General features: G+C 71.4%; 15 protein-coding genes. 9 read left to right on the top strand and 6 right to left on the bottom strand.

Annotated features, from left to right (window positions below; genetic code table 11):
• Nucleotides 1-69 precede the first annotated feature (69 nt).
• On the top strand, nucleotides 70-2,898 hold the full coding sequence (locus WMF27_RS04515; RefSeq protein WP_437761486.1) for a protein kinase domain-containing protein: 2,829 nt from the start codon (nucleotides 70-72) through the stop codon (nucleotides 2,896-2,898).
• A complete protein-coding gene (locus WMF27_RS04520) occupies nucleotides 2,895-7,106 on the top strand; it encodes a DnaJ domain-containing protein (protein WP_437943867.1) in 4,212 nt (1,403 codons plus the stop codon). The genes WMF27_RS04515 and WMF27_RS04520 overlap by 4 nt, the downstream gene beginning before the upstream one ends.
• A 6-nt stretch (nucleotides 7,107-7,112) precedes the next feature.
• On the opposite strand, the gene WMF27_RS04525 is transcribed toward WMF27_RS04520, so the two are convergent.
• Complete coding sequence (locus WMF27_RS04525) at nucleotides 7,113-8,996, bottom strand: S41 family peptidase (protein ID WP_437943868.1); 1,884 nt, start codon at nucleotides 8,994-8,996, stop codon at nucleotides 7,113-7,115.
• Nucleotides 8,997-9,384: 388 nt separating this feature from the next.
• Here WMF27_RS04525 and WMF27_RS04530 point away from each other — a divergent pair, with 388 nt between their 5' ends.
• Nucleotides 9,385-10,212, top strand: coding sequence for a sigma-70 family RNA polymerase sigma factor (locus tag WMF27_RS04530; protein ID WP_437761483.1), 828 nt, complete (start codon nucleotides 9,385-9,387; stop codon nucleotides 10,210-10,212).
• Between the two features lie 298 nt (nucleotides 10,213-10,510).
• Here WMF27_RS04530 and WMF27_RS04535 read toward each other — a convergent pair whose 3' ends face one another.
• Complete coding sequence (locus WMF27_RS04535; RefSeq protein WP_020733205.1) at nucleotides 10,511-11,344, bottom strand: MBL fold metallo-hydrolase; 834 nt, start codon at nucleotides 11,342-11,344, stop codon at nucleotides 10,511-10,513.
• Between the two features lie 429 nt (nucleotides 11,345-11,773).
• Between WMF27_RS04535 and WMF27_RS04540 the strand changes: the two genes are divergently transcribed.
• From WMF27_RS04540 to WMF27_RS04550, 3 genes are all read left to right on the top strand, one after another.
• Nucleotides 11,774-12,319, top strand: a complete 546-nt coding sequence (locus tag WMF27_RS04540) for a YdcF family protein (RefSeq protein ID WP_437943869.1) — start codon at nucleotides 11,774-11,776, stop codon at nucleotides 12,317-12,319.
• A 2-nt stretch (nucleotides 12,320-12,321) separates the two neighbouring features.
• Complete coding sequence (locus tag WMF27_RS04545; protein WP_437943870.1) at nucleotides 12,322-14,715, top strand: peptidylprolyl isomerase; 2,394 nt, start codon at nucleotides 12,322-12,324, stop codon at nucleotides 14,713-14,715.
• Between the two features lie 114 nt (nucleotides 14,716-14,829).
• Nucleotides 14,830-15,954, top strand: coding sequence for a glycosyltransferase family 2 protein (locus WMF27_RS04550; protein ID WP_437943871.1), 1,125 nt, complete (start codon nucleotides 14,830-14,832; stop codon nucleotides 15,952-15,954).
• Between the two features lie 17 nt (nucleotides 15,955-15,971).
• On the opposite strand, the gene WMF27_RS04555 is transcribed toward WMF27_RS04550, so the two are convergent.
• The 3 genes from WMF27_RS04555 to WMF27_RS04565 all read right to left on the bottom strand — a co-directional run bounded on the left by WMF27_RS04555 (nucleotide 15,972) and on the right by WMF27_RS04565 (nucleotide 20,318).
• Complete coding sequence (locus WMF27_RS04555; protein ID WP_437761479.1) at nucleotides 15,972-16,733, bottom strand: YdcF family protein; 762 nt, start codon at nucleotides 16,731-16,733, stop codon at nucleotides 15,972-15,974.
• A gap of 168 nt (nucleotides 16,734-16,901) precedes the next feature.
• Entirely contained in the window at nucleotides 16,902-18,761 is a 1,860-nt protein-coding gene (locus tag WMF27_RS04560; RefSeq protein ID WP_437943872.1) for an MYXO-CTERM sorting domain-containing protein, read from the bottom strand.
• 111 nt (nucleotides 18,762-18,872) lie between these two features.
• Nucleotides 18,873-20,318, bottom strand: coding sequence for a PQQ-dependent sugar dehydrogenase (locus tag WMF27_RS04565; protein ID WP_437761477.1), 1,446 nt, complete (start codon nucleotides 20,316-20,318; stop codon nucleotides 18,873-18,875).
• Between the two features lie 104 nt (nucleotides 20,319-20,422).
• Between WMF27_RS04565 and WMF27_RS04570 the strand changes: the two genes are divergently transcribed.
• The 3 genes from WMF27_RS04570 to WMF27_RS04580 are packed head-to-tail and all read left to right on the top strand — an operon-like array spanning nucleotide 20,423 to nucleotide 23,475.
• Nucleotides 20,423-21,181, top strand: a complete 759-nt coding sequence (locus WMF27_RS04570; RefSeq protein WP_437761476.1) for an EboA domain-containing protein — start codon at nucleotides 20,423-20,425, stop codon at nucleotides 21,179-21,181.
• 23 nt (nucleotides 21,182-21,204) lie between these two features.
• Complete coding sequence (locus tag WMF27_RS04575) at nucleotides 21,205-22,089, top strand: TatD family hydrolase (protein ID WP_437761475.1); 885 nt, start codon at nucleotides 21,205-21,207, stop codon at nucleotides 22,087-22,089.
• Between the two features lie 12 nt (nucleotides 22,090-22,101).
• Nucleotides 22,102-23,475 carry an alkaline phosphatase family protein gene (locus WMF27_RS04580; protein ID WP_437943873.1) on the top strand — a complete coding sequence of 458 codons (1,374 nt, stop codon included), beginning with the start codon at nucleotides 22,102-22,104 and terminating at the stop codon, nucleotides 23,473-23,475.
• 59 nt (nucleotides 23,476-23,534) lie between these two features.
• Here the strand turns inward: WMF27_RS04580 and WMF27_RS04585 are convergent, their stop codons facing one another.
• Nucleotides 23,535-24,914: a hypothetical protein gene (locus tag WMF27_RS04585; protein ID WP_437943874.1), complete on the bottom strand. Its 1,380-nt coding sequence runs from the start codon at nucleotides 24,912-24,914 to the stop codon at nucleotides 23,535-23,537.
• Between the last annotated feature and the right edge of the window lie 276 nt (nucleotides 24,915-25,190).

Consider the following 25,190-nt stretch of genomic DNA (forward strand, 5'->3'; position numbering starts at 1 on the left):
CTCCCGCGTGAAATCCGGAACCTGGTGCGGGCGGGGAGGTGATACGATTTCCCGCCTTCCGGTGGCCGAATGACTTCACGTGGCGTCCTCCCCGAGTCCGTCATCCCTCCGCCCTCGGAAGTCACGGACGCGCCGGACGAGAAGCAGCGGGCGCGCGCCCGCCTCGGGATGACCGTCAAGAACAAGTGGCGGATCGACTCGCTCCTCGGCGTGGGCGGCATGGCCTCCGTGTACGCCGCCACCCACCACCGGAACGGCTCGCGCGCCGCGCTGAAGATCCTGCACGCCGAGTTCGCGCGCGACGTCGGCATCCGCGAGCGGTTCCTGCGCGAGGGCTACGTCGCCAACAAGATCGATCACCCCGGCCGGGTCGCGATCCTCGACGACGACATCACCGAGCAGGACGAGCCGTTCCTCGTGATGGAGCTGCTCGACGGGGAGACCGTCCAGCAGCTCTGGAAGCGCAGGAGCCGGAAGCTCCCCGTCGCCGAGGCGCTCTGGATCGCGGGGGAGGTGCTCCTCACGCTCGAGAGCTTCCACGCGGAGGGCATCGTCCACCGCGACCTGAAGCCCGCGAACATCTTCATCACGAAGGACAACGTGGTGAAGCTGCTCGACTTCGGCGTGGCGAGGATGCGCGGCGCGCCCGGCGACAAGACCAAGGCGGGCACGGCGCTCGGGACCCCCTCGTTCATGGCGCCCGAGCAGGCGATGGGGCTGACCGAGGGGGTCGACGGGCGGGCGGATCTCTTCTCGATCGGCGCGACCCTGTACGCCGTGCTCAGCGGGCAGCGCCTCCACCAGGGGCGCTCGGACAACGAGGCGTTCATCCTCGCGGCGACGACGCCGGCGCCGTCGCTCGCGCGGATCGCGCCCGAGCTGCCCGCCTCGGTCATCGGCCTCGTCGACAAGGCGCTCGCCTGGGACAAGCGCAACCGCTTCGAGTCGGCCGCGCAGATGCGCCAGGAGGCGCTGCGCGTCCTCGAGGAGGCCGGCGCGTCCGTGCCCCGCCGCTCCTCGCCGCACAGCACGAGGCGCCCCCCGCCGGACGACTCGCCCACGGCCGTCGGGATGCGGGCGGCGGAGGAGCCCGCGCCTCACGACGAGCCGGGCGAGGCGGAGCCGGACGACCCCGCGGTCACGCGGCTCACCGAGGTGTTCCGCCGCATGGAGCGGCTGCTCCCGGCGGTGCGTCACTACGGCTGGACCCACCCGGACGCGGACAACAAGCTCCGCGCGACCTTCCAGGCGATCGTGGAGGCGCTGCGCGCGGACGGGGGCCTCGTCCACTGGACGCTGACGCCGTACGCCTTCGAGCATCGCCGGCGGACGGTGTGGGAGCCGTCGCACCCGCTCGACCTCGTCCCGTACAACCTCTTCGCGGCCGGCGTGCGGCGCGTCCAGCTGCTCCCTGGCATCACGGAGGACGAGCTGCGCGCCCTCTGCGAGGTGCTGCTGCTCGATCCACTGCGCGACCTCGCCCCCGAGGACGACGTCGCGGCCGCCCTGTGGGAGCGCCGCCTCGAGCACGTGCGCTACGACGTGGTGAGCGTCTTCGTCGAGGGGGACGCGGCCGATCGCGAGCAGTTCTGGCACGAGGCCGACGACCTCGAGGGCATGGCCCGGCGCGCCGCCGAGGAGAGGGCGAACCGCGCCGAGGCGGCCGCGATGGTCATCGACACCGACGCCGCCGCGCTGCGGGCCGCGCGCCGCGCCGCGAGCGCGCTCGCGCTCGACCCGGTCGCCCAGCGCGCGCTCGGCACGCAGCTGGTCATGAGCCCGGACCGCTGGAGCGAGCGCTTCGTCGAGGTCGTGGCTGACGCCTTCCTGAACACCAGGCGGTACAAGGACGTCGAGCTGGTGACCGAGCCGATGGCCGCCTCGGCGCGCGATCTCATCCTCGCGCGCCGCTTCGAGGTGCTCTTCGGGATGCACGACGCCATCGAGAAGGCCCTCGACGCGCTCGCGCCCAGGCAGCAGGGGGGCGCGCTCGCGACGGAGCTCGCCCGGGGGATGTTCCCGCCCGACACGATGCGGCTGCTCCTCCGCGAGGCGACGCGCGTCGTCATGACGGCCGCCCCCGGCGGCGCGGCGCAGCCCGCCCCCGTGGACCTCGATCTGGTCGCGCAGCGGCTCGCGCCCATCCTGCACAAGCTCGGCAGCGAGACCCTGCCCGTCGCGATGGAAGTCGTGGGGCACACCGGCCACGAGGCGCTGCGCCGCGCGCTGCTCGTCCACGTCGAGCGGACGCTGCCCGGGCACGAGGAGGGGGTCGTGGACGCGCTCATGACGCTGGATCTCGACGTGGCCCGCCCGATCCTCAAGATGTTCGCCGCGTCGCGGACGCAGGGCGCCCTGGGCGCGCTGAAGCGGCTCTCCGGGTGCGCGAACGCGGCGCTCCGCTGCGAGGCGATCGCGCACCTCGCGACGAGCCCCGAGCAGATCCGGGACGAGCTGCTCTCGCTCGCCGAGTCGGCGCCGCCCGACGTGCGCGTCGCGGCGCTCCGCACGCTGGCGCACCACCAGGTCCGCGCGGCCGGCCCGCTGCTCGTCCGCCGCGTGCAGGACAGCTCGTTCCACCAGCTCACGCTCGACGAGCGGCGCGAGTTCCTCGGCGCGCTCTACACGCTCAACCCGGCGCGCGGCGAGTCGGTCGCCGTCGAGCTGCTCCAGCGGCACGGCCTCCTCGCCGACGACGCGGCCGAGCAGACCCGCTGCCTCTCGGCGGAGCTGCTCGGCCGCGAGGCGCGCTCGCAGGAGGCGCTCGACGCCGCGCTCGCGGCCACGAAGCGGCGGCCCTGGAACAGCCAGGCGCTGCGCGACGCCGCGGGCGCCGCCGCCGAGGCCATCGCCGCGCGCCTCGGCAAGCGGATCTCGACCGCCGGGGAGGTCCCGTGACGGCGCCCCAGGTCGACGTCATCAGCCAGAACGTGTCGGAGAACATCCGCCGCGAGCAGGCGCGCGATCTCGCCGCCAGCGTCGTGCAGGCCCTCTTCCGGCTGGTGAAGCTCTCGACGCTGCACGCGATCGACAACCAGGCCATGGTGCGGCAGGTCGAGGAGACGGTCTCGCTCGTCCAGGACTTCGGCCAGCGCTCCGGTCACAACGTCTCGATCCTGTTCACCCGCGGCTCGGTGTTCGTCTCCGGGCAGCTCCTCAAGGCGAACCGCGCCGTCTACGAGGGCGCGCTCGAGCTCGGCGACGTCCTGAGCCGCTGCGGCTACTCCGAGATCGGCGTCGCCAAGGACGTCCGCGCGAGCGATCTCTACGCCCTCGCCTCCGCGCTCGCCGAGGCCCTCCGCAGCAGCAGGCCGGCGCTCGCCGACCGCCCGGCGCCGCGCATCCGCCTGCGCGCCGTGGACGAGGCCGTGCTCCGCCGCGAGGTGGCGATCGATCGCGAGGGCGACGAGACCTCCGCGATCGTGCGCACCTACGCGACGGCGATCGTGATCATCCGCCGGTTCTACGACGACCTGCGGCACGGCCGGTACACGCTGCGGCAGGGCGTCAAGCGCATCACGCAGCGCCTCGTCGACCTCTCCGCGAACGAGACGCCGGCCTTCCTGGGCGTCACAGCGCTGCGCAACCAGAACTACGATGACGCCGGGCGCGCCGTGAACACCGCGATCCTGAGCCTCGCGATGGCGCGGCAGATCACGAGCGACGTCGTCCTTCTCCAGCGGCTCTCGATGGCGGCGCTGCTCTTCGACATCGCCCGGCCGCGCCTCACGGGCGCCGCGACGAGCGGCTCGGGCGGGCTCGTCCCGCAGCTGAGCGAGCAGCAGGAGGCGGACGTCCCGGCGGGCACGGCGGTCGTGCTGACCGCGCTCGGCCTCGTCAACGAGCCCAGCGTGATGCGCACCGTCGTGGCCTACGAGGCGCACTGGGTGCGCCGCCAGCCGGCGCTCGGCCCGGTCTACCGCGGCCTCCGCCAGCCGACGCTCCAGGCGCGGATCCTCGCGACAGCCCGCGCCTTCAACGACCTCCTGACGGCGGCCCCGGGCGAGGCGCCGCTCTCCGCCGACGAGGCCATCGCCAAGCTCGAGCAGGAGGCGGCCGATCCGTCGGACCGCGCGGTGCTGCGGCTGCTCGTCGGCGCGCTCGGCATCTTTCCGACCGGCACGCTCGTGGAGCTCTCGACCGGGGAGGTCGCGCTCGTCGTGCAGACGCCGGCGCACCCGGCCCGGTACTCCCAGCCGCGCGTCCGGCTGGTCCTCGACGCCGCCGGCGGCCCCATCCCGCGCGCGCTCGAGGTCGATCTCGCCGAGCGGCCTCGCCAGGGCGAGCCGCCGCGGCACATCCGCCGGATCGTCGCGACGAGCGACGACCCCGCCGCCGCGTCGATGCGCGCCCACGCGGCGATCCAGGAGGCGCCGCAGGTGTCGCTCCGCTCGCCGGTGCTCGCGGCGGAGCCGCCGCCGATCCGCAACGCGCCGGCGTCGCCGCTCGGCAACCTGCGCATGCCGCCGCAGCAGCAGCAGATCACGCGGCCCTCGTCGCCCACGCTGCCCATGACCAACGCGCCGGCGAGCCGGAAGACGCAGCCGCGGGCCAGCGACGCCGCCCGCGGGCCCGCCTCGCCGCCCGAGGCCACATTCGGGGGGCTGCCCGACGACGGCGCGGACGCCAGGATGCTCGCGGATCTGCCGCCTGCGCCGTCCGGCAGGCAATCTCCGCCCTTGCGGTCAGGGCGCACGACGGCGCGCTGGCCCGATCCACCGCATCTGGAGCCCGCCGCGGTGGCGGCCCCAACCTCGCCCGCCCCGGGCGCTCATGGAGAGGAGTCGTGGTCGGTGCAGACAGACAGCGATCCGGACGAGGTCCCCGAGGAGAGCGCGCGGCCGCCGTCGGTGCGCGCCCGCGGCTGGGGAGATCCGCCGCAGCGGCGCGAGCGCAACCCCGTGTCCGATCTGCCTCCGTCGGCGATGGCCGGTCCGATCGCCGTGCTGTCGTTGCCGGGCGACCCGCCGACCGCGGAGGGCACGCTCGCGCGCACGCCGCTCGTCCACCTGCTCGTGTACATGCTCGACCGGCGCCTCACCGGCACGACGTGCTTCATCGACCCCGACGGCGTCCGCCACGGCATCTTCTTCAGCGACGGCGTGCCCGCCAAGATCTGGACGGGGTCGATCATCGCCCCGCTCGATCGGGTGATCCTCGATCTCGGCCTCCTCGACGAGGCGACGCTCCGGGAGACGCTCCGGGACATCACCAAGCGACGGGTGCTGCATGGCCGGCTGCTCGTCTCCCGGGGCCTGCTCGACAGGGAGACGGTGTTCGGCGTGCTGCGCGAGCAGCTCGCGCGCAAGCTGGTCGCGCTCTACGATCTCCCGCCCGCGACGCGTTACGCCTACTACGACGCCCAGAACCTGCTGTCGTCCTACGGCGGTCCGGAGCTCATCGGGTGCGAGCCCCTCGCGGTGATCATGGCGGGCGTGCGGCTCCACGCCGACGATCCGCTGATCGACACGACCCTGGACCGGATCCAGAACCGGCAGCTCGGGCTCCACGTCGAGGCCGAGTTGAAGCGGTTCCAGCTCCATCGCGACGAGGCGGCCATCGTGGATCTCCTGCGGATGCGGCGCATGACGCTGGCCGAGCTGCTCGGCGCCGGCGTCGCGCAGGAGCGCGTCGTGCGGCTGATGATCTATGCGCTCGCGATCACGCGGCACCTCGATCTCGGCGCGACGGGCCGGCGCCCCGTCGGGGTCGGCGGTCCCGCCGGACCCGGCCGGGAGCGGGCCGCTGGCGCGCCCCCGGCCGAGGCGAGGCCAGCGCCCCAGCGCGAGCCCTCCGGCGCGGCGGCGCGCTCGCCGCGCCCCACCGCGGGCTCGACGATGCCCGGTCCACGCCCGGCGCGCGGCGAGGCCGAAGGCCGCGCAGCGCACCGGCAGCCCGACGACGTCGCCGCGCCGTCCAGCAGGCGCGCTGGGGTCCCGGTCGCCCCGCGCCGCTCCACGGCGCCACCCCCGGCCGCGGCGCCGGAGGCGGCATCGTGGAGCGGCGCGCCGGCCCCGAGCCCGGTGGCGCCCTTCGACACGCGCGCGTTCGGCGGCGATCCGGGCGGCGGTTACCGCGGCGTGGATCCCAAGGCGCTGAGGCCGCCTCCCGCGCCGACCTTCGCCGGCGCCCGCGTTCCGCCGCCGCCCCAGCAGGCGCCCACCGTCAAGATGGCGGCGGTCGGCCTGGAGGGCAGCAGGGCCGCGCGAGGGGCGGGGCGCGCCGAGGCGCCGCCGCCTGTGCCGCCGGCGCGCGCCGCGGAGCCGGCGAAGCCGCAGGGACCGGCGGCGCTCGCGCCCGATCTCCCGCCGCTGCCGCGCGCCGCGCCGAACCCCGAGCTCTCCGCGCGCCGCGCGGAGATCGAGGCGCGCGCCGCGTCGATCGACGGCGAGAGCTTCTTCGAGATGCTCGGCGTCGCGGAGGACGCCCCTCCGGAGCGCGTGCAGAGCGCCTATTTCGCGCTCGCCAAGCGGTGGCACCCCGACCGGACGCCCGCGGAGCTCCAGGACGTCAAGCCGCTCGTCGCGCGCGTGTTCGCCCGCATCAGCGAGGCCTACCAGACGCTGAGCGATCCGAAGCGGCGCGCCGAGTACCAGAGCGCGCCGAAGGAGGCCCCGCCCCCCGCCGAGGACGAGCAGCGGATCGCCCGCGCCGTCGACGCCGCGCTCGAGTTCCAGAAGGCCGAGATCCTGCTCAAGAAGAACGACCTCGCGGGCGCCGAGGCCCGCGCGCGGCGCGCGCTGAACGCCGATCCGGAGCAGCCCGAGTACATGACGTTGCTCGTCTGGATCCAGGCGCAGCGGCGCGGCGATCCGCCCGTGCTCGCGGAGGGGGCCACGAGCGCGCACTACGACGATCTGATCCAGACGCTGGATGCCGTCCTGGAGAAGGAGCCTCGCTACGAGCGGGCGCTCTTCTACCGCGGCATGCTCCTCAAGCGCTCGGGGAGGATCGACAAGGCGATCGGCGATTTCCGCCTGGCGGCAGAGCTCAACCCGAAGAACCTCGACGCCATCCGCGAGGTCCGCTTGCAGGAGATGCGGAGCCGCACGACGAGCGATCCGACGCCCGCGGGCGGCCTCCTCGGCAAGTTCTGGAAGCGCTGACGCGCGTCAGCGAGCTGCCGCGCGCACCGCGCCGAGCGACCGCAGCGCGCGGCAGACCGTCTCGTCGCGGCAGGGCCCTATCCGCCCTGCGTGCGCCGGCCAGGGCACGTCGCGCACGCGGTGCAGATCGCGCACGTCGGGGCCTCGCCACGGGCCGAGCGCCCGGTGCACGCGCGCCTCTCGCTCGCTCGTCGCCGGCAGCGACAGCTGCACCTGCGGCACGATGCCCACCTTCTGCACCGGCGCGCCGTCGGGGAGCGCGTAGAGGAGCGTCGTGAGCCGCAGCACGCCGACGTGGGCGTCGTCGTCGAGGTATTCCTGAGCGCACCCCTTGCCGTACGTCCGATCGCCGATGATCACGCCGCGGCGGTAGCTGGCGATCGCGCCGGCGATCATCTCCGCCGCGCTCGCGGAGTCGCCGTCGACGAGCACCGCGAGCGGCCCGCTCCACCCGCGCTCCTCCGGGACGTCGGGCGAGCGCTCCACCTCGACGCCGCCGTCGCGGCGCCGCATCGGGAACAGCGGTACGCCCGGCAGGAACAGTCCTAGCGCGGCGATCGCGCCGTCGGTCGAGCCGCCGCCGTTCGCGCGCACGTCCAGCATCACGCCCCGCGTGTCGCCCTCCGCGCGTGCGCGGAGGAGCGCCGCCGCGACCCGATCCCCGAGGTCGTCGGGCACGTCGGGGATGGCGATCACCGCGATCTTGCCGTCCCCGTAGCGCACCAGATCGAGCGGCAGCTCCGAGGGCGCCGCCTCGGCCGGCTGCGGTCCGACCGGGTGCGGCGCCACGATCACCTCGAGGGGCGCCGCGACCCCGCGCCGCAGCAGCGCCACGCGAGCGGTCGTCCCGGGGGGCACGTCGGACAGCACGGCGAGCTGCTCGGCCTGCTCGACGCTCATGCCGGAGATCGGCAGATCCTGGATCCGGATCACCACGTCCCCGTCCTCGAGCGGCGCGAGCGCGCCGCGGTCGATGCGCACCCCGATCGCGGTGCGCGTCATCTCTTGCCAGAGCCGGGCCGGCGGGTGCGCCTCGAGGTCGAGATCGTAGATGGAGACCTCCTCCGCGAGCGGCGCCCAGGCGCCGTGCGCGTCCAGCTGAGGCACATAGGCGCGCACCGCGGCGGCGATCACCGTGCGCGCCCAGCCGTCCTCGCTCATCGAGGGCGCAGCCCGCTCGCGCACGGCGTCGGCGTACCGGGCGAGCGGCTCCCCGACATGCGCGCGCAGCCCGCCGACCTCCCGGCCGAGCTTGCGCGCGAGGTCCCGGGCGCTGCGCGTCACCTCGCCGTCCTCGAACGGCGCCGACGACACCAGCTCCCACGCCGCGGCGTGGGTCGCGGGCGGGCTGGCCAGGCCGCGCCGGTAGCCGTCATCGAAGAGCCCCTCGAGCTCGCGCGACCACCGGGCGAGCTCCTGCCCGACGCGCAGCGCCGCCGCGCACGGCCCGCTGCCCACGGGCGCCTGCAGCTCGTCCAGGAGCGCGACGGCTTCCCGCCGCAGCGAGGCGCCCACGGGCGTGTCGGGGGCGACCGACCACAGCCCGTGCGGGTCCAGCCAGTCGGAGGTCGCTTCGGCAAACTTTGCGGGATCGACGCGGAGCGGCGGAGCGGCCAGCGTGGTGCGGGCCTGGGCCACGATGGCGCGGGCCTGCTCGCAGCCGAGCGACGTCGGCGCCCCGGTCGGCACCGCGATGCCGCGGTCGAGGGCGTTCGGGTCGCAGCCGACGCCGTCGATCTCCTCGTCGTCCGGCGCGACGGTGTGGAGCAAGGGCCGCGCGATCCCGCGCCGCGCCCTCGCGAGGGGGATCTCCGCCTCGCGCGAGAGCAAGGCGAGCGTCGCCAGGCTTGCGGCGATGCACGCGACGGAGCCCGCGACGCGCGTCCTCACTGCTCCCCGGATATCACGATGCGGCGCGCGGGGGCAGGGGCGACCGCGGCGGCGTCCGCGCGGAGAGCGAGCGCGCGCGCCGCGCGGGCGGCGCCGTCGCCCGCGGCCTGGGGCCTCGGCGCGCACGTCGTCCGCCTCGTTCGCCGCTCGTGCGCTGTGGATCTGGGCTCAGCGCTGCGCATTCGTGCTCCTCCGCTTTCCCGCAAAGCTTTCGCTTCGGTCGAGGGATCCGAACACGTTGCGCATTCCAGCGCAAAAAAAGGCGATTTCCTAGGGGTTATCCCGGCATCCCGCCTGCATCTGCGCCAGTGCCGCCCGCCGGCTCGTAGGGGCTCGCCAACCAGCCCTGCTTGATCGGCGCGCGCGGTGGGAGAAGAGCGGAGAGATCATGAGCGCCACCTGGGATCGTGCGGCATTCTCGGCTTATCGTACAGAGCTCGCGAACTACGCCACCCTGAGCCCGGACGCCGAGCGGGAGCTCGCGCTCCGCTGGCGAGCAGGTGACCGGGACGCCGGCCGGCGCCTCATCGAGGCGTGCCTGCCGTTCGTGATGACGATCGCTCTCGAGTACCGCCGCTGGGGGCTGCCGATGGAGGACATCGTGCAGGAGGGGAACATCGGCCTCCTGAAGGCCGCCGAGCGCTTCGATCCGGACCGCGGCTGCCGCCTGGCGACCTACGCGGCCTACTGGATCCGGGCGGAGATCCGCGAGCACGTGGCGCGGGGGTACCGGATCGTGCGCCTCGGGTCGTCGAAGAGCGAGCGGCGCGCGCTGCGCATCTACCGTAAGACGCACGAGAAGGACCCGGCGGTGCTCGCGGAGCTGAGCGGCCTGTCGGAGGAGCGGGCGGCCGAGCTGCTGCCGCTGCTCATGGCGCGCGACGTCAGCCTGGAGCGCTCTCCGACCGAGGACGGCGTGGCTCCGGTGGAGCGGCTCGCGTCGGGCGCGCACACGCCGGAGGACGAGGCCTGCGACGCCGACGAGCGCGCGCAGCTCTCGCGCGCGCTGCTCCAGGTCGTGAACGAGCTGTCGCCCCGCGAGCGCTCCATCATGAACCAGCGCTGGCTGACGGACAGCCCCGTGACGCTCGAGCAGCTCGGCGCCGACTTCGGCGTCAGCAAGGAGCGCGTGCGGCAGATCGAGGAGCGCGCCAAGAAGCGGATGCGCGCGCGCCTCGAGGAGATCACCCGCGAGCCGATGGCAAAGAGCGCCTAGGCGCGGGGCTCTCCCGCTTCGGATACGGGCCCATCTCGACGTTTTCGGTGCTCAGCGCACCGGAGTGCGCCTCCGCGCCGAAAACGCCGATCTGGGCCCGTCTCCTGTGCGGGAGAGCCCCGCGCCGACGCTGCGGATGCGTGCGATGGGGGAGAGCGCCGCGGTGGTGCTGCGCTGCGGATGCGTGCGGTGGGGGGAGAGCGCCGCGGTGGTGCTGCTGGGGACGGCGCGCTGTCGCCCGGCGTCGGCGGCGACGGGCGGCGATCGGGGCGCGCTGCGCGCCTGGCGAGGCGTCGCGCTAGATCTCGATGACCGTGCCTTCGCGCGCGGCGATGGTGTTCGGGAAGAGCTCGCGGGCGCGCATCTCCTTCTCGCGCACCATCGCGTCGGTCTGGTTGGGATCGTGGTGGTGCAGGACGAGCTGCTTGGCGCCCGCCGCCTTCGCGAGCTCGCAGCCCGCGACGAACGTGGCGTGACCCCAGCCCGTCTTCGGACCGCCGCCGACCTCGCCCGCGTACTCTTCGGGCGTGTACATGGCGTCGAAGATCAGCACGTCGGCGCCCATCGCGAGCTTCTTCAGCTTCGGATCCACGATCGCGTAGTGCTCGGAGTCGGTGATGTACACGACCACCTTGCCCTCGTGCTCGACGCGGTACGCGTACACGCCGTTCGGGTGGTTGCCGCGCGCGTTGGTCACACGCACATCGTCGTTCGGGCCGATCGTGACCACCTCGCCCTCGTAGAGGTCGCGGAAGGTCATCGCCGCGCCCATCTCCGTGAGGTGCACCGGGAAGCTCGGGTAGTCCATCTGCCCGGCCAGCGTCTCCTCGAGCGTCCGGGAGACGTTGAGGCCACCGTAGAGATGGATCTTGTTCCCGCGCACGAACGCGGGCGTGAAGAACGGAAAGCCCTGGATGTGATCCCAGTGCACATGACTGAAGAACATCCAGGCTTCGAAGGGCATCTCCTTGACCAGCTCCTGGCCGAGGAGACGGAGCCCCGTCCCGCCATCGAGGATGACCAGCGTTTCGCCGGCACGAATCTCATAGCAGCTCGTGTTGCCGCCTACTTCGACCGTGCCTGCACCGGGCGTGGGGATGCTTCCGCGAACCCCCCACATCTTGATCCGCATCCTGCCTCGCTCGCTGAACCCCGCCCGTTTCAAGGTAGAGCTATTAGATTCCGAGCGCGGGCAGCGTCAAGCCGCCTGGTGCACCGGGAGCAAGGAAGGTCGCAGACGTGGAGACCTGGCCGGGGGAGCAGGGCCAAGGCGCCAATGTAGTCAGGGGATAGGTTGCGGGCCCGGCGGCCGGCGCGGCCTGCCGCTGGGGGGCGGGAGCGCGCGGCGGCGGGGCCGGAGGCGGTGACGGCGGGGCGGGGGGCGCAGGTGGCGGGGCAGAGGCGCGGGCGGCGGGGCGGGGGGCGCAGGTGGCGGCCACAGGTCGGCCTGCGGGCGGCGCAGGCATCGGGGCGGCGCGGCCCGCGGGCGGCGGCGGGAGGGCAGGACGATCGCGCGCAGCGGGCACGCGGAGGCCGCGGCCGATGGGCTATGGTCGGGCGCATGCCGCTCCACGCGGACGCCATCGTCGTCCTCGGCTGCAGGGTGTTTCCCTCCGGGCGCCCGGCGGCCCCCGGTGCGCGCCGCGCGGCGCGCGCCGCGGAGGCCTACCGCGCCGGGGTCGCGCCGTGGGTGATCGCCAGCGGCGGGCGCCGCTGGGGCGCGCAGGTCGAGGCGCGCGTGCTCGCCGCCGAGCTGCGGCGCGCCGGCGTGCCGGCGCACGCGATCCTGCAGGATCTCTGGTCGCTGACGACGCACGAGAACGCGATCTTCAGCGCGGCCCTCCTGCGCCGCGTGGGCGCGCGGCGCGCGGCGATCGTCACCTGCTCCTGGCACATGGCCAGGGCTCTCCAGAACTTCCACGACGTCGGGATCGACGCTTGCGGGCTGCCGGCGTCGCGCGTGGGCGAGCCGGCGGTTGCGCGCGCATGGCAGCGCGGTCACGAGGTGATCTCGATGTGGCTCGACGCGCGCGCGATGCGCCGCAAGCGGATCCTCAGCGAGAGCGCCGCCTGGCTGCTCGACACCGCTCGTCAGGGTGAACCGTGATCATGCCGAGAAGGCGCTCCTTTCCGCTCCTCGTCCTCGCGCTGCTCTTCTCCCTCTCCGCCTGCACCGGGCAGCCGGCGCCGGGCACTGCGCCCGACGCCGGGATCTCCGCGGCGGCGCCGGCCGCCAGCGCCGGGGCGGCGGGGCGGCTCGATGCCCTCCTCGCGGCCGAGCAGCGCCGCGCCGCCCTGGAGGTGAGCCCCGCGGACCAGCAGAGCCGCGACGTCGGCGTGCGGCGCGCCGCCGCGCGGGCCCTCGCGCGCATCGGCGGAGACGCGGCGTGGCCTGGGCTCGCGCGGGCGCTCGCCGACGAGGACGACGAGGTGGTCGCGTGGGCCGCCTACGGCCTCGGGTTCTCGTGCAAGGAGCGCGAGGCCGAGGCGGTCTCGGCGCTCGTCGCGCGCGCCCTCGCCCGCGACGCCCGCCCGGGCCCCGCGGGCGCGGCGAGCGCTGCTGCGTCCGCGGCGAGCGCTGCTGCGTCCGCGGCGAGCGCCGCTGCGTCCGCGGCGGCGCCGAGCGGAGGCGCCGCTGCGGGTGCGCCGCCGCTCGACGCGGGCGGCGCGCTCGCCCGCGCCATCGGGCGGTGCGGCGCGGAGGCGTCGGAGCCGACGCTGGTCGCGTGGCTCGACGGCCCGCGCGAGCGCGCGATCCACGCGGCGTACGCGCTCGGCGATCTCGCCGCGATCAAGCTCAAGCTGCGCGAGGAGACGCTCGTCGCGCTGCTCAACCTCGCCTCGGGGAGCGCGGCGAGCCCGCCGGTCCCCGAGGCGCTCTACCCGATCGGGCGCCTCGAGCACGTCCCGCTCACGGTCATCCCTCGCATCCGCGACGTCGCGACCGCGCGGCTCGCGGAGGCCTCCGACGCGCGGCTCTTCGCGGTGCGCGCGCTCGGCCGGGCAGGGGAGGCGGCCGCCTCCGAGCTCGCGCGCGTCCTCTCCGCGAAGGGCGTGTTCACCGCGAGCGAGCGCGCCGAGGCCGCGCGCGCCCTCAAGCGGCTCGGCCTGCCCGGCCAGCGCGCCCTCGCCGACGCGGTCGCCGCGCTCGCCCCGAGCGCGGACCCGATCGCGCTCACGGGCCTCGTGAGCGAGGACTTCGGCGTGCTGCTCACCGCGCTCGAGGCGCTCGGATCTGCGGGCCCCGCGCGCAAGGCGCTCCGCGATCTCGCCGCCCTGCCGCCGCCGCCGAGCGCGCCCGCGGCGATCCTCCGCCGCGTCGCGTGGCTCCGCTGCGGCGCGGCCCGGCTCCTCGCGGGCGGGGACTACCGCGATCCGCTGCTGCTCGGCTGTGACGTCACGGCGCCGGCGGAGCCGGGGAGCAAGCCGGACGCAGGCGCGCCGGTGCGCGGCCCGATCGGCGCCCGGGCGGTCGTCGAGGTGATCGGCCGCGACGCCATCACGGGCGCGCGGCTCGCCGCGTTCCGCGCGTACGCCGCGTCGGGCGATCTGCGCGCGCGGGAGGCCGCGATCGAGCTCATCGCCGCGCACGAGGAGATCGCCGGCGCGCCCGACCTGCTCGCGAAGGCGCTCGCCGCCGAGGAGCCGGGCCTCGTCGCCGCCGCGGCGGAGGTCATCGCGCGGCAGCCCCAGCGCGCGTCCGAGGCGCCGGGGAAGCGGAAGCGCAGGAAGCGGAGCGACGGGAAGGACGCTCTCGCGGCGGTCACGTCGCCGGCGATCGAGGCCGCGCTGCTCGCGCTCCTCGACCGCCCAGGCGCGCGCGACGACCCGGAGCTGATCGGCGCGGTCGTCGACGCGGTGGGGGCGCTGGCGCTCAAGCCGGCGGAGGCTCGCCTGGAGCAGCTCTGCCGATCGAGCCACCCCACGACGCGGGCGCGCGCCGGGACGGCGCTCGGCGTGCTCAGGGGCCGCAAGATCGCGTGCGACGCCGGTCTGCCGGGGGACGCGGGCGCGGCGGGGCGGTCGGCCGTCGCGCCGCCGGTCGGCGAGGTGCCGGCCGAGGCCTCCGCGCTCGTGCGCGCGCCGGCGGTGCTGATCTTCGACACGGACGCCGGCGAGCTCACGATGACGCTCGACCCTGCGCTCGCGCCGGTCGCGGTGACCCGCTTCGTCGATCTCGCGCGCTCCGGCTATTACGACGGCAAGATCGTCCATCGCGTGGTGCCCGGCTTCGTCACCCAGTTCGGCGCGCTGTTCGGCGACGGCGCCGGAGGTCCGCCCGGCAGGCCGGCGCTGCGCTGCGAGACGTCGCCGGTCGCGTTCGAGCCGCTCCGGGTCGGCGTCGCGCTCGCCGGCCGCGACACCGGATCGAGCCAGCTCTTCGTGATGCACGCGCGCGCGCCGCACCTCGACGGCCAGTACGCGGCCGTCGGCGTCGCCGCCGGGCCGTGGGCCGCGCTCGCGGATGGGGACATCATCCGGAGCGTGAAGGTGCGGGACTGATCGCGGGCGGCGCGCGTGCAACGCGTGCAACGCGTGCAACATGAACGGCCGTGTCGCGGCGTGGCCATCCATGTCGGTTGACAACCGCCCCCGACCGGCGCTCTACAGTTTAGCGTGGTCATTGCCTCCTTTCTGGCTGTCGCGGTGCTCGTGTACACCTACTTCGGGTACCCGATCGTTATCGGCATCCTGGCGCGCCTCCGGCCTGCGCAGCGGAAGGAGGATCCGGACTACGTCCCCACGGTGACGGCGTGCATACCCGTCTTCAACGCGGCGTCGTATCTCTCGGCGAAGGTCGAGAGCCTCCTCGCGCTCGACTATCCGAAGGACAAGCTGGAGGTCCTTCTCTTCTCGGACGGCTCGACGGACGACACCGTGCTCGTGGCGCGACAGCTGGCCGAGCGCGATCCTCGGGTGAAGGTGATCGTCAGCGAGGCGCGTCGTGGCAAGCCGATCGGCGTGAACACGATGCTCGGGGTCGCGACGGGCGAGGTGCTGTTGATGACGGACATCCGCCAGCCGCTCGTGCCCGGGGCGCTGCGCGCGCTCGTGCGGCTCCTGGCCGATCCGAACGCGGGCTGCGTCTCTGGCAACCTGGTGCTGAAGGGGTCGGCCGGGTCGGGGGCTTACTGGCGTTACGAGAACTGGATCCGCCTCCAGGAAGGGCGGTTCAGGAGCATGGTGGGCGTGACCGGTCCCATCTATGCGATCCGCCGCGCCGACATGAGCCATCTCCCGGAGGGCGTCATCCTCGACGACATGTGGGTGCCGATGCGGCTCCGCCTCGAGGGGCGTTCGATCCTGTTTGCTCCCGACGCGATCGCGTACGACGACGCGTTCGGCGACGAGCGCGAGTTCGGCCGCAAGGTGCGCACGCTGGCCGGCAATTATCAGCTCTTTTCGCTGCTCCCGGCGCTCCTCGTCCCGTTCAGGAACCCGTCCTGGTTCGAGATCTTCTCGCACAAGCTGCTCCGCCTCGTGTGCCCCTGGGCGCTCGTCGCGCTGCTGATCACGTCGACGGTCGCGTGGATGGGCGCCGAGATGAGCGGCGACGCCGCGTGGACGCTCTACGCGGCGCGCGCGCTGTTCGGCGGGCAGGTGGCCTTCTACCTGCTCGCGGCGCTCGGGGGCGCTGCGGGCAAGCTCGGCGCGCTCGCGCGGACGTTCGTGGTCCTGAACGCGGCGGCGGTGGTCGGCCTCTGGCGATACCTCCGCGGCTCGCAGAAGGTCACCTGGTAGCGCGGGGCGCGCCGGGGCTACGGCTCCAAGAGACCCACGAGCTCGTGAACGGCGCGCTGCGACCGCCTGAGGGAGAGCGACTCCGGCAGCAGCCGCTCAGGCCCCTCGGGCGGCAGCGACTGGAACCTGACCGGCGCGGGGAGGACGTCGAGCCCTGCGCGCTCGAACATGCGGAGGGAGCGCGGCATGTGGAGCGCGCTGGTCACGACCACGACGGCGTCGGCCGACAGGCCGCGGGCGATCCGCGTGGAGTGGAGGGCGTTCTCTCGGGTATCGCGCGACTCGGTCTCCAGGATGATCTTCTTCCTGGGAACGCCGAGCTCCACGAGGAGATCGGCCATCGCGCTGGCGAGCTGGGTGGGCGCGCCTCGGACGTCCTTCCCCGAGACGATGATGTGGCCGAAGCCGTACTCGCGGTAGACCCGCACGGCGGCGAGGCCGCGCTCGAGGCCTGCCGCCGACTGCCGTTCCATGGCTGGCTCGCCGAACTCGTCGGCGTCGATGCCGGCGGTGAGGATGACGAGGACCCGCCGCTCGGGTGAGCTTCCGGCGAGCTCCGCGTGCAGGTCCCTCGGCACCGTGCTGATCCGGCGCGCGAGCGCGCTGGAGAGCCAGGGCGTGGAGAGGAGCCACAGCGCGAGCCACGCGCTCCACGCGAGCGCCCGCCCGATCTTCGCCCCGCGTGTCCGGAAGCTCCAGTCGCCGCCGGAGAGCGCGAGGCCGACGCCCGCGGCGACGAGGAGCACGAGCAGGGGATCGACGAGGCGGGAGATGGGCAAGGCGAGGCTCGCCGTGAGGCGCTGGGTGGGCTCACTCTATGAAGGCGCCGGGGGGGCGATGCGAGCGAAAAAGCGGCCGTCTCCAGGTGGAAGGGCGGGACGGAGCCGCTCGGGGATCGTCCGCCCTGCAGCGGCGCGCGCTTGCGGCGGTTCGTGGTGGAGCGAGGCTCAATGCCGCCGGTGGGTGCGCCGGCGCCTGGCGGCGGCGGCGAGGGCGAGCCCCGCGAGGCCCGCGGGGAGCCACCCGTCGGGGGCGTTGCCGGGCATCCGGCAGCCGCAGCCGCCGTCGTCGCTGGAGCGGCTGCCGCTGCCGCCGGTCGAGCTCTCGCCGCCGGCGCCGTTGCCGCCTGCGCCGCTGCCGCCGGCGCCGTTGCCGCTGCTGGCGTTGGCGAGCGGCTCTCCGAGATCGAGCGGCGCTTCCGCGTCATCGGCTGCGACGAGGATGGGCGGCGCCTCGCCGGTCTCCTCGTAGATGGCCCGGAGGTCGTCTCCCGTGCCGTCCGTGCGGTTCTCGGACTGCAGGAACTCGATGTACTCCTTCGTCATCGACTGGTAGTACACGCGCGCCGAGAGCGTCTGCCTGCCGGAGGCGTCGGCCGGGACGGTGAGCGTGAAGCGCGCCTCGTCGTAGTTGCGGTATCCGCCGTTCCCATCGGTGAAGTCGATCTCCTGGGTCGGCTGGGTGGTCCGCGACGGGACGAACCCTTTCGGCGGGATGCGCGTATCGGAGATGATCATGTCGTGGAGCGCGAGGTGCTCCTCCTTCTCCCCCACGCCCGCCTCGCTGTCCCATCGCCCGTGCACGGCGCGGTACTCGTGGGTGGGCGGCTCGTGCTGGATCTCGCCCGTGTCGGCGTCGTAGCCGCCGAGCAGCGGCCGTTCGTCGCCGTTCTCGTCGACGAGGAACACGGCGATCCAGGCGCGCCGGCTCTCCGCATAGCCAGTCGGGAACTTGTGACCGGTGAGGTTCTCGACCCGGACGGTGACGGCGATCTCCTCTCCTGGCGCGGCCTCCTGCGGGGCGTCGACGAGGGTGACCGAGGCGGCCGAGGCGAGGCTCTCGAGGGTGCCTTTGAGCGCGCGCTCGAAGGAATCAGCGCGCTCCGCCGCGAGCGTCGGGTCGGCCGCCATGACGGCCTGGATGCCCCAGTGGTTGCCGCCGACGATGAGGTGGTCCCGCGGGTCGGTGCGGGGAGGCCCGAATTTGGCGACGGACCACTCCCCGAGCTTCTTGCGCATATGGCAGTCAACGCAGCTCTGTGCATTCGTCCCGCCGTCGCGGAAGTCGCTGGATGCCCACTCTTCGAAGGTCGTATCGAGGGGAAATTCGATGTCCGTCGGAGCGCCGCTCGCGTCCCGGAGCATCACTTCCGGATTCGTGACCTGGTGGCATTGACCACAAAAACGGGAGGTGGAGAGGCTGGGAGCCTTCTGTCCGCCGTGGTGCTCAGAGATCACGTTCTCGTAAGGGCCGTATTTGACCAGTTTTTGCTCCTCCGGGTCGATCTCGTAGCCAAATACGAGCTGCGCGTTGCCCAGGATGTACGGATCGTTGGGGGCGGGCGATGTCGTCGCTCGATGACACACATCGCACCCGACCCCCTGGCCATCGACGATACCGTCCAGGGTCGTATCGGGGTCGAACGCGGACCCGTTCGGAGGCGTCGCACGCCCGCGTACGAAGCCGATAGGGGAGTGGCAGCGTATGCAAAACGTGCCGACTCCGGGCGCGTCCTGGTTGGCGATGGTGAGGGCAGCGATGAAGACGGGATCGCGCCACGCATTGGCCATCATGGTGCCTGCCCATGTATCGGACGGCATGTAGTCCTTCGACTGTGGTGGATCTGTATTAGGCAAGGCTCGGTGGCAGCCGGTGCATGCCTCGGCGGAGAAGAAATCTCCGTTGTTCGGCAGATCTCCTGGCTTGGTCCCCTGGAGATCGTCGATCCCACCGGCAGCGCCTCGGCTCAGCAGCCCGAGCGCGAAAAGCAATCCCCAGGCAGCAGTGTTCCCCCGTGTGCTCAGCATCGATCCCGTCCTCTTTCTCACCTGGTTTCTCTGCTCGATGTGCTCTGTCCGAAGTGCCTCAGCTACCACCCTCTCCGCGCTGGCGGCGTGACCCTGGCGCTACGCCCCCGATCATTCAGGATCGATGCGGAACAGCCGTCCGCTACCGTTGACTCCATAGTCAACCACGTAGAGCTCCCCGGCGGCGTCCTCTCCAAAGGACGCAAGCGCTTGCAGCGTATCCGCGCTCTCGAGATCGGTCGTGAGAGGCCTCTCTCCCACCTTGCTGCCGTTCTTCCAGACGAAGCTATGAATGCGGTTGGAGGAGAAATCGCCATAGATGTAAGTGCCACGCAGCGCAGGGATCCTGCTGCCACGGTACACATACCCTCCAGTGATTGACCCATCGCCGGTGCCGTGCCCGTGCACCGCGACAGGCGGTGTGTGATTTGCGAGTTGGCAGTTCGTCTGGCTCGGCGGGTAGCAGCCGCTCCCCTCGAAGATGCTCCATCCGTAATTTTTGTGCCCCTGGCCGCGTGGCTCGACGTTGATCTCTTCGACCGATTTCGCCCCCACGTCGCCGATGTACAGGTCGCCATTGCAGCTATCAAAGCTGAACCGCCATGGGTTGCGGAGGCCGTAGTCCCAGATGTCCGGGTCTCCTCCGGCGAGGTTTCCGGCGGGGGGAGTCGGATATGTGTCAACGTTGATGCGCAGGATTTTTCCGTATTTCACGTCGATATTCTGACCGTTCCTGTCCGGGTCCTGCGTGTCGCCTTCGCTGCCACCATCGCCGACGCCGACGTAGAGCATGGCGTCGGGCCCGAAGGCGAGCATGCCGCCGTTATGGTTCTTTCGCAGCACCCGTATCGAGAGAAGCTCGTTTTGCGCCTGTGGGGCAGCTCGGTCCGGATCGCTCTCAGAACGCCTGTACTCTCGAAGAACCAGCAAGTTGTTCGTCGTGTTGAAGTAGAGGAAGAACCGGCCGTTGGCCGCATAGTCAGGGTGAAACGCAAACCCCAAGAGTCCACGCTCGTCGGCTTCCCACTCGACCTGCTGGACGTCGTCGGTAATATCAAGGAATGGAGTGCTCTCCAGTACGCCGTCGCTGATGAGGCGGATCGTTCCACCCTGCTCCAGCACATAGAGCCGGCTGGCGTCCTTCGGCTCGCTCGTCACGAAGAGGGGCTGATCCAGACCACGTACGACTTCCGTCAGCTTGAGCGGCGGTACGGTCCCGCCCGGCTCGTCGCACTCGATCGTCCCGCTCCCACCGGCGCCGGAGCCGGAGCCGGTCGCAGGGCCGGCGCCGGCTCCGTTGCTCGTGGTGGTGCCCGAGCCGCTGGTGCTGCCGCTGGTGCTGCCGCTGGCGCTGGTGTTGGAGCCGCTTCCGCTGCTCGTGGGGGCGCCGGTCGAGGTGCCGCCGCCGGAGCCCGTTGTCCCGGGACCGGATCCTCCCCCGCCTCCTCCGCCTGCGCCGCTCTCGCTACCGCCGCAGCCATTCAGGGTGAAGCCAAGCCCGAAAAGGGCGGCTGCGATGGGCATAAAAGGAAAAAGGAAACGCTTCTGGTCCATCATGCAGTAGGACACTATCCGAACAGCGCGCCCCTTGGTATAACTTTCCACCGCTCGGCGACGTCGGCATCTTGCGGCAGGCGCCCGGACCGGCGGGCATGGCTACAATGCAAGACGCTTCCCTACTGCTGTTTGGAATTCTATCGCGCCGGATTCCGCCGGCGGCGCGCTCCTGGCTGGAGCGCGTCGAACGGGCGACCGGGATCGGTGCGGGTCTCGGTGGCACGCCCGACGCGCGGGAGAGCGAGTCGTCGACGTGGTTCGATCTCGACCGCTTCCTCGCGACGTTCACTGCGGCGGTACGCGTGCTCGGCAGGGCGCAGCTCGGGCTTCACCCCGACGAGCGGGATGCCCTGGAGGCTGCCGGTGTCGCCGGGGTGGTCGATGGCCGGGCGCTGGATGAGCTCGGCCGGGTAACGATGCTGGCGCAGGTTTCGAGGCGCCTGCCCGCACCGGAGCTCGAATCGCTGCTCCGTGTTTGTTATGAGCAGGGAGACGGCCGGGAGCGGCAGGCGCTCTTGCGGGCACTGCCGCTCTTGACCGAGGCGGAGCGCTTCGTTCCGCTCGCGGTCGAGGCGTGCCGCACGAACGAGCTGCCCATCTTCGAAGCGATCGCCTGCGAGAACCCCTACCCGGCTGCCTATTTTCCCGATCTCAACTTCAACCAGATGGTCCTCAAGGCCATGTTCATGGGCGTGGCGCTCGCCCGGATCGTCGGGCTCGACCGGCGGCGATCGGGTGAGCTCGCCAGGATGGCGGAGGACTTCGCGAGCGAACGGAGGGCGGCTGGCCGGGGCATCCCGGTCGACATAGGTTTGCTCTCCCTGGACCATGAGCGCGAGCGCGCGACGCGGATCCCCGAGTGAAGCGGCGCGCTGCGGAGGGACTCTTGAAGCTATTCGATCCCCACATCCACATGACATCGCGGACGACGGACGACTACCAGGCGATGGCCGCGGCCGGCATCGTGGCCGTCCTCGAGCCGGCGTTCTGGCTCGGTCAACCGAGGACGCACGTCGGCTCGTTCGAGGACTACTTCACGTCCCTGCTCGGCTGGGAGCGCTTTCGGGCCAGCCAGTTCGGCATCCGTCACCTGTGTACTCTGGCGCTCAATCCGAAGGAGGCCAATAACCCTCGCGTGGCGCAAGGTGTCATCGATCTCCTGCCGCGTTACCTCGACAAGGAGGGCGTGGTCGCTGTCGGCGAGATCGGGTTTGACGACATGACGCCCGACGAAGAGAAGTACTTCGCCCTGCAGGTCGAGCTCGCGAGGGAGCACGAGCTTCCCATCCTCGTACACACGCCGCACCGTGACAAGAAGCGGGGAACCGAGCGGACGCTCGCCGCGGTGCGAGAGCTTCGGTTCCCCGAGGAGCGCGTGCTCATCGATCACAATAACGAGGAGACGCTGCCGCTCGTGCTCGCGTCGGGCTGCTGGGCGGGTCACTCCATCTACCCGAACACCAAGATGGACGAAGACCGGATGGTCGCGCTGGTCAAGAAATACGGTGCGGAGCGGATGCTGATCAACAGCGCCGCGGACTGGGGCGTGAGCGATCCCCTGAAAGTGCCGAAGACGGCGGCCCGGATGCGTGAGAATGGGATCGCGGACGAGGTGATCGAGCGGATCGTCTGGAAGAACCCCCTCGCCTTCTTCTCCCAGAGCGGCCGGCTGGATCTCGCAGAGTTCGGCGAAGCGCCTGCGGTGGATCAGCGCGCCCTGTTCGAGGGGAACTCGGTCCTGCGCGGGCAGGCCCCCGTCGTGAAGGGCTGATCGAACCAACGTATGCACCGCACCGTCGTCCTCAATGTCGTCGGGCTCACCGGCGAGCTTCTCGGCGATTCCACGCCGAACCTGAAGCGGCTCGCACGGGAGGGCGTGATGCGTCCTCTTCAGACCGTCCTGCCGGCGGTCACGTGCACGGTCCAGTCGACGTTCACCACAGGCCTCCTCCCGAGCGGGCACGGCTGTGTCGCGAACGGCTGGTACTTCCGCGACATCGCCGAGGTGAACCTGTGGCGTCAGGCGAACCAGCTCGTGGCAGGTGAGAAGATCTGGGAAGCCGCGCGTCGGCGCGATCCGACGTTCACCTGCGCGAAGCTGTTCTGGTGGTACAATATGTACAGCTCGGCAGACTATGCCGTAACGCCGAGGCCGATCTACTGGGCGGACGGGCTCAAGCTGCCGGATATTTACACCGAGCCGGCGTCGTTGCGAGATGAGCTCGTCTGCCGGTTGGGTGAGTTCCCGCTCTTCAATTTCTGGGGTCCGAATGCGGATATCCGGTCGACGGAGTGGATTGCGCGATGTGCGCGCCATGTGTATGACACGCGACGGCCAACGTTGACGTTGGTTTACCTTCCGCACCTCGACTACAACCTGCAGCGGCTCGGCCCGGGCGACCCAGCCGTCGAGAAGGATCTCAGAGCGGTAGATGCCGTTTGCGGGGAGCTCATCGAGCACGTGCGCAAGGACGGAGCGCGGGTGCTGGTGCTCTCCGAGTATGGCATCACGCCTGTGACGGGCGCTGTGCACATCAACCGGGCGCTGCGGGAGCAAGGGCTCATTCGCGTGCGCGTCGAGCGTGGCCTGGAGAAGCTGGATCCGGGAGCCTCCGAGGCGTTCGCGGTGCCCGACCACCAGATTGCGCACGTCTATGTTCGACGCCCGGAGAGGATCGACGAGGTGAAGAGCCTGCTCGTGAAGCTGCCTGGCGTGGACTTCGTCCTCGACGGCGAGGGCAAGCGCGCCGCCGGGCTGGATCACCCGAGGTCAGGTGAGCTCGTCGCCGTCTCCAAGAAGGACCGATGGTTCACGTACTATTATTGGACGGATGACAGCAAGGCCCCCGAGTTCGCGAGGACGGTCGATATCCACAGGAAGCCAGGCTATGACCCCGTGGAGCTCTTCGTCGATGCGGGCCTGCGTCTCCCGCCGGCCCACGTCGCGTGGAGGCTACTCAAGAAGAAGCTCGGTTTCCGCTATCTGATGGATGTCATCTCGTTGGACGCTTCGCTCGTGAAGGGCTCTCACGGTCGCGTGACCGAGAGCGCCAGAGAGGGGCCGCTCGTGGCGTCGACCGATGCGTCCCTGCTGCCGAACAGGAGCATTCATGCTGCGGACATCAAGGAGATCGTCCTGAGTCACATCTTTGACTGAACGCTCACGAGCTGCCTCGGTGCGGCCTGCCGGTCAGCTCGTGCGGCATCGCGAGGCGCTCACTTGCCGAGCCTCGCGATGAAGAGAGCGTTGTCTACTATGGGTTGCGGGCCGGTCCCAAAATCGATGGTCGTGCTCTGGTCGGTGGTGTTGACCCCTCGTCCTGCGATAACGGTTCCGCCTCCGGGGTGTGTTTTGGCGGCCCCTGCAGGTCCCGCGCCGAAAGGCTCGAGAGGGAACCACCTTTTCCAGACCGTTCTTCCCTCGGGGTCGAGCTTGATGACTATGGGCGATGGCATCTCTTCCACATACAGTATCTCGCCGTCGTCGATTCTCACTTCATACGCCACAGTGCCGAGCACGATGACATTGTTGTTCGCGTCGGTGCTGATGCTCGCCGTCGTGATGTCCCCTCTGAAGCCGCGACTCCATATGTGGTTTCCGGTGATGTTGAACTGCGCCGTAAACGCCATTTGGCTCCACTCTGGCAGAGCGCCGCCCCCGAAATCGGTGGGATGTTCGTAGGCGCCTGTCACAGAGATGTTGCCGAGCGTGTCGATGCTCAGCGCGGTCGGCTCAGCATTGGCGAAGCCGCGGGCCCAGGCGGGGCTTCCGTCCCTGTTCAAATTGACGAGGAACATTCCCTCGTTGATCGCCGGTGAGAGAGAGCCGAACTCGATCCTCTGAGCGAAATTCCCGGTGATGATGATGTTGCTGCTCGAGTGAACGGCGAGCCCGGTCAAGGTGTCGTCCCCTTGACTCTTGAATCGCTGGACCCATCCGCCGTCCGCCGCGCTGCTGGACCCGGTCTCTCCGTCGAGCCTCGCCACGTAGATGTCATACGCCTCCGCGGGATAGGTGGTGAACTGGTCATCGTCGAACTGGAGGGTGCCAGCGAAGTTTCCAGCGAGGAGCACGTCGCCGTCGGGCATGATCTCGACCTTTGGATGACCTGCCACGAAGCCGGAATCGCCCGCCGGTGATCCGCCGATGCCCTTGCTCCACAGGTGGTTCCCGTCGCTGTCGAACTTCGCGACGAAGATACCCGGGCCCACGTTTTCGTCTCCGAGGTTCAAGCTGCCGGTGTTGATCCCTGTGACGATGACGTCGCCCACGCTGTCGACGCCCACAGATGTCGCTTCCTGGGCCAGCGGAGCGCCGATCTGGCGGCTCCAGCGATGGTTTCCGGCGCTATCGAAGGAGACGATGAAAGCGTCGACGCCAGAGTCGTCGTCGTCGGAGCCGACCAGCGGCTCGGGTCCGAACTGTATCGAGCGCGCGAACGAGCCAGCCGCGATGATGTTTTCTTCGCTGTCGAAGGCTATCGAGTGGATGCTTGCAGCGCTGCTGGATGTATCGAACGTTTTTGCCCACAGCGCACAATCGAACCCATCACAGTTCTCGTCCTCGGTGGAGGCGCAGCTCTCCTGTTGGGGCACCACCTCGCCCTGGCAGGCGCTCCAGACCTCGCCTCGGCTGTCGCACGTCCGGGTTCCGGGGCGGCAGAGCCCAACCTTCGCGGTGCTAGGCGGGCCACTATAGCATTGCTCTGATGTGTCAGGGGGGCACGCATTTGAGCCGCCATTCCCGCCAGCGCTCTGGCTCCCTGAAGTGGAAGCGTCCTCGAAGTCGCCAAGCCCGAGGAGGAGCCCGCACCCGGACCCGGCGAGGACGAACGCCAGAAAGCCGGCCTGTTTCATTCGGGGGCGATATGT

This window comes from Sorangium sp. So ce281, from assembly GCF_051527395.1.
GTDB lineage: Bacteria > Myxococcota_A > Polyangia > Polyangiales > Polyangiaceae > Sorangium > Sorangium cellulosum_B.

Bases quoted from the DNA above. Each gene is read 5' to 3' on its own strand.
- WMF27_RS04515 (WP_437761486.1), top strand. From the start codon at position 70: ATGACTTCACGTGGCGTCCTCCCCGAGTCCGTCATCCCTCCGCCCTCG.
- WMF27_RS04530 (WP_437761483.1), top strand. From the start codon at position 9,385: ATGAGCGCCACCTGGGATCGTGCGGCATTCTCGGCTTATCGTACAGAG.
- WMF27_RS04535 (WP_020733205.1), bottom strand. From the start codon at position 11,344: ATGCGGATCAAGATGTGGGGGGTTCGCGGAAGCATCCCCACGCCCGGT.
- WMF27_RS04540 (WP_437943869.1), top strand. From the start codon at position 11,774: ATGCCGCTCCACGCGGACGCCATCGTCGTCCTCGGCTGCAGGGTGTTT.
- WMF27_RS04545 (WP_437943870.1), top strand. From the start codon at position 12,322: ATGCCGAGAAGGCGCTCCTTTCCGCTCCTCGTCCTCGCGCTGCTCTTC.
- WMF27_RS04560 (WP_437943872.1), bottom strand. From the start codon at position 18,761: ATGCTGAGCACACGGGGGAACACTGCTGCCTGGGGATTGCTTTTCGCG.
- WMF27_RS04565 (WP_437761477.1), bottom strand. From the start codon at position 20,318: ATGATGGACCAGAAGCGTTTCCTTTTTCCTTTTATGCCCATCGCAGCC.
- WMF27_RS04570 (WP_437761476.1), top strand. From the start codon at position 20,423: ATGCAAGACGCTTCCCTACTGCTGTTTGGAATTCTATCGCGCCGGATT.
- WMF27_RS04580 (WP_437943873.1), top strand. From the start codon at position 22,102: ATGCACCGCACCGTCGTCCTCAATGTCGTCGGGCTCACCGGCGAGCTT.